General features: G+C 73.1%; 3 protein-coding genes and 1 pseudogene. 3 read left to right on the forward strand and 1 reads right to left on the reverse strand.

Annotated features, from left to right (window positions below):
* Positions 1–113: 113 nt before the first annotated feature.
* Together ABZ749_RS30695 and ABZ749_RS30700 are read left to right on the forward strand one after the other, a co-directional pair.
* Positions 114–815 (forward strand): annotated as a pseudogene (locus tag ABZ749_RS30695) (primosome assembly protein PriA); the annotation flags it as partial.
* Positions 816–1,072: 257 nt separating this feature from the next.
* The gene (locus ABZ749_RS30700) at positions 1,073–2,056 is read left to right on the forward strand and encodes an AAA family ATPase (RefSeq protein WP_357233877.1); all 984 of its coding nucleotides are present in this window, start codon (positions 1,073–1,075) and stop codon (positions 2,054–2,056) included.
* Positions 2,057–2,130: 74 nt separating this feature from the next.
* Here ABZ749_RS30700 and ABZ749_RS30705 read toward each other — a convergent pair whose 3' ends face one another.
* A complete protein-coding gene (locus tag ABZ749_RS30705) occupies positions 2,131–3,411 on the reverse strand; it encodes a hypothetical protein (protein ID WP_357233879.1) in 1,281 nt (426 codons plus the stop codon).
* Positions 3,412–3,650: 239 nt separating this feature from the next.
* Here ABZ749_RS30705 and ABZ749_RS30710 point away from each other — a divergent pair.
* On the forward strand, positions 3,651–4,126 hold a 476-nt coding region (locus tag ABZ749_RS30710; RefSeq protein ID WP_357233881.1), incomplete at its 3' end, for a helix-turn-helix transcriptional regulator.

The following is a 4,126-nucleotide window of genomic DNA, read 5'->3' on the forward strand; positions in this document are numbered from 1 at the left end:
CGCCGCCTCCACTGTCATCGGCGGGTACGCCGGCGGGTAGTCGGTGCCCACCTCGGCCGCCCCACCCTCCAGGGCGTGGACCCGCTCGACCACCCACGCCGCCAGTTCGGCGGTCAGCGTCTGCGGCGTGCCCGGAGTGCGGTGGGCGGCGGCTGCGGGCCGCGGTGACCGGCGCCCGGCGGACCGCCGAGGAGCTGGGCCGGGCGTTTCCCGACGTGCCGGTGCGCACCTCGGGGCGCGAGGAGGTGCTGACCGACGTGCCAGGCGGCGCGGCCCTGGTGGTGGCCACCCCGGGCGCCGAGCCGGTCGCCGAGGGCGGCTACGGCGCGGTGCTGCTGCTCGACTCGTGGGCCCTGCTGACCCGGGCCGACCTGCGCGCCGGTGAGGAGTCGCTGCGCCGCTGGTTGGCGGCGGCGGCGCTGGCCCGCCCGGCGCCGGCCGGTCGGGTGGTGGTGGTCGCCGACGGCGCGCTCGCCCCCGTGCAGGCGTTGCTGCGCTGGGACGCCGGCTGGTTCGCCGGTCGGGAGCTGGCCGAGCGCCGCGAGCTGGGCTTCCCGCCGGCCGTGCGGATGGCGAGCGTCACCGGGGTGGCCGAGGCGGTGGCGGACCTGCTGGCGGCGGCTCGGCTGCCGGACGACGCCGAGGTGCTCGGACCGGTGCCGGCCGAGGAGGGCAGGGAACGGATGTTGGTCCGGGTGCCCCGGGCCCGCGCCGCTGCGCTCGCCGAGGCGTTGCACTCGGCCGCCGGCGTCCGGGCCGCTCGCAAGGCCGCCGATCCGGTTCGTCTCCAGGTCGATCCGCTGAGCCTGTTCTGAGGTGTTTCGGCCGGTGCTGACGGTCGCGGACCTCACCAGCTGCCGGGGGCCCTCGCACACCGCGTCCGGCAAAGCGGTGGCGCCCGAGTGGTAGCATCGCCCGTCATGCCAAGGCGTACGACGGGCTCCAGGTTTCGAGGGGGCGTCAGCCACGCCGAGCTGGGGCCGTCGCGGGATGGCGCGACGATGGCGGGAACGCGTCGGTCGGGCGCGAGGTCGATGATGTCAATGAGCCGGTGATCAGGGGTGGACCAGTCGTGACCGTTGGACAATCGATCGTCTTCAACGGCGACCTCGGCAGCGGCAAGAGCACCGTGTCGGTCGAGATCGCGAAGCGGCTCGGCATGCGCCGGGTCAGCGTGGGGGACCTCTACCGGGAGATGGCGCAGCAGCGGCAGATGACCGCGCTGCAGCTCAACCTGCACGCCGAGCTGGATCAGGCAGTCGACGGCTACGTGGACCAGCTCCAGCGGGACATTGCCGCCTCCGGTGAGCGCCTCATCATGGACTCCCGGCTGGCGTGGCACTTCTTCACCGACGCGCTCAAGGTGCACATGATCACCGAGCCGGGCGAGGCGGCCCGCCGGGTGCTCGCCCGCCCCTCCGGGCCGGCCGAGAGCTACGCCTCGCTGGAGGAGGCCAAGGCCAAGCTTCGGGAGCGCAGCGCCAGCGAGCGCAGTCGGTTCATCATCCGTTACGGGGTGGACAAGGCCCGGCTGCGTAACTATGACCTGATCTGCGACACCACCCGGGCGTCCGCCGCCGAGGTGATCGAGCACATCGTGGCCGCGTACGAGGGCACGCTCGGCGCCGAGGTGCTGCGCGACGGCCCGCCGCTGCTGCTGCTGGACCCGGCCCGGGTCTACCCGACCGAGGACATCGCCACCCTGCGTGGTCTGTGGGACACCGACTTCGTCGGTGGGGTGGCCGAGGCCGGCGACGAGGCCCTCGAACCGCTGAAGATCGGGTTCACCGGCGAGTACTTCTTCGTCGTCGACGGCCATCGCCGCCTCAGCGCCGCTCTGCAGAACGGGTTCTCCCTGGTCCCCGCCCAACTGGTCGCCGAGGTCGACGAGCCGGTGGTGGGCGGGATGACGGCGATCGACTACTTCGCCGCCCAGGTGCGCCCCGGCCTGATCTACGACTGGGAGGCGGCTCACAAGATCCAACTGCCGCTGCCCGAGCCGGCGCTGCTCCGCGGCGACGCGGTGCTCGCGGGGGACCCGGCCGCCGGCGTCTGAGCGAGGCCGGGCCGACGCGCGGGGTACGCGCGCCGGCCCGGCCACCGAGTCGTACGGCGGATAGCTGGTACGGCTCAGCCGAGGACGACACCCGAGGCGCCGACGCCGGCCATGCCGGAGAAGATGTCCTCGTAGTAGAACCGCCAGGCGCAGACCCGGCCGGCGGGGCGGTAGCCGGTACAGGCCGTCGACGTGAAGGTGTCGTCGATGGCGGTGTTGGTGCCGGTGGCCCAGACCTGGAGGGTGTTCGCCGCGTTCACGATCTCCACCGGGCCGCCGCTGTCACCCTGGCCGACGGCGTTGCTGCCGGTGGTGTTCTCCGCCTGGACCTGACCGCAGACCTGGCCGAAGTCGCGCACGTTGATGCACAGGTTGCGGGCCTTCACCTGGATCGAGCAGCGGGTGCCGGAGTAGGCGCCGGAGGTGCACACCCAGTTGCCGACCTGGCTGGCCGACGCGCCGATCACCTGGTTGCTGAACTCACTGACCACCCTGCCCTGCGCGTCGGTGCTGTTGTTGAAGACCCGGCCGCCCGAGGCGCCGGAGAGCAGCAGGGTGTCGGTGCCGGCGTTGCGGGTACCGACGATGCCCATCGACTGCCCGGTCGGGTCGGTCGCGGCGTTGTTGATGTTGCCGCAGTGCGCGGCGGAGAGGATCCGCGCGGACCCGCCCTGGAAGACCCCGAAGCCGGTCGAGCAGCCGCCGCCGGTGGTGGCGTTGCGCCAGGCGGCACCGCCCCACCACGGCGCCGTGTCGTCCCATCGGGTCGCCGGCGCGGCGGCGACCTTGGTCTGCACGGTCACCGGCACACCGGCCAGCGCGGTAGCACCGAGCAGCCCGTCCTGCGTGCCGACGAGCAGGCCGGCGCCGTCGGCGCGCGGCCCCACCGTGGTGATCTTGTCACCGGCGGAGGCCCGCAGCCGGTCGGCCGCGGCCATGAGTTCCCGCTGCGAGTACGCGGCGGGCAGCACCTTGGTGGCGACGGTGGCCCGGGCGTTGGCCACCAGGTTGGCCGGCGGCTCACCCTTCCAGTAGACCTGGAGGTGGCGGGTGGTGGGGTCGGCGACGATGCCGGCGAAGCCGGAGTTGGCGCTGCGCTGCGCCGCGTTCGTGATCTGGGCGGCGGCGTTGTTCATGCGCTGCTGCACCCGGAGCAGCTCCGACCAGGAGGCGAAGCCGCCGGGCACCGGCGTGCTGTCGATGAACGATCCGGTGGCAGGGGCCTTGCCCCCGGGTGCGGCGGTGGCCGGTGTGGCGATCAGGCCGGCGGCGAGCAGCGTGAGACTGATCGCGGTGACGGCGACGCGACGCAGCATCGCCACGGGGCGCCGGGTGGTCGGGTGTGGACGGATCATCGGGTACCTCTTCCCCCAGGGGTCGTGGAGCGGGCCGTGCCCGCACCAGGACGGTGGCAGGGGCGTCGACGCCATGGGGCGGATCCTGGACGGGACTGGACACCGCTGGACACTGTTGGACGAGGCGACAGTCCGTAGTGGAACTGTCATACATTGGCAGCCGTCTATCGACTGGCGTAGGGCCGGAATTACCCTGCCCGTGCGCATCCGGGGGGCCGGATGACCGGGGTGGGGGTCGCATGTCTGAGCAGTGGATACCGTCCGGCACTCATCAGACGTCACACGGGTCAGCCGAGCTGGTCCGCGTCTGCACCGAGACGCAGACACTGCCCGAGCTGGCCGGATTGCTGCGCCAGCTGCGCCGCCGCGAAGCCCGGCAACAGGGCGAGACCCTGCTGACGTACCGACAGTTGGCCGCGAAGACCGGCTGGTCACGCGGGATCATCGGGGAGTATTTCGCCGGCAACATCCTGCCGCCACCGGAGCGGTTCGACGTCCTCATCCGACTGCTCGGGGCCAGCCCCGCCGAACAGGGGGTGCTGGCCACCGCGCGGGACCGGGTCGAAGAGCGACGCCGACGCCCGAACCGGGAGCACGCGACCAGCGGGCGGGCGGTCGCGCGGGCCGGGGTCGGCGGCCCGCGCGCCGGCCCCACCTCCCCCCCGTTCCCCAAACCCCCCAGAAAGGGAGGGCGGGGGGTAGGGGAAGAGTGTAG

This window comes from Micromonospora sp. NPDC047753 (assembly GCF_040642735.1).
In the GTDB taxonomy this organism is placed as follows: Bacteria; Actinomycetota; Actinomycetes; order Mycobacteriales; family Micromonosporaceae; genus Micromonospora.

What these genes read in the sequence shown, in the direction of transcription:
- ABZ749_RS30705 (WP_357233879.1), bottom strand. Translation starts at nt 3,411, where the DNA reads ATGATCCGTCCACACCCGACCACCCGGCGCCCCGTGGCGATGCTGCGT.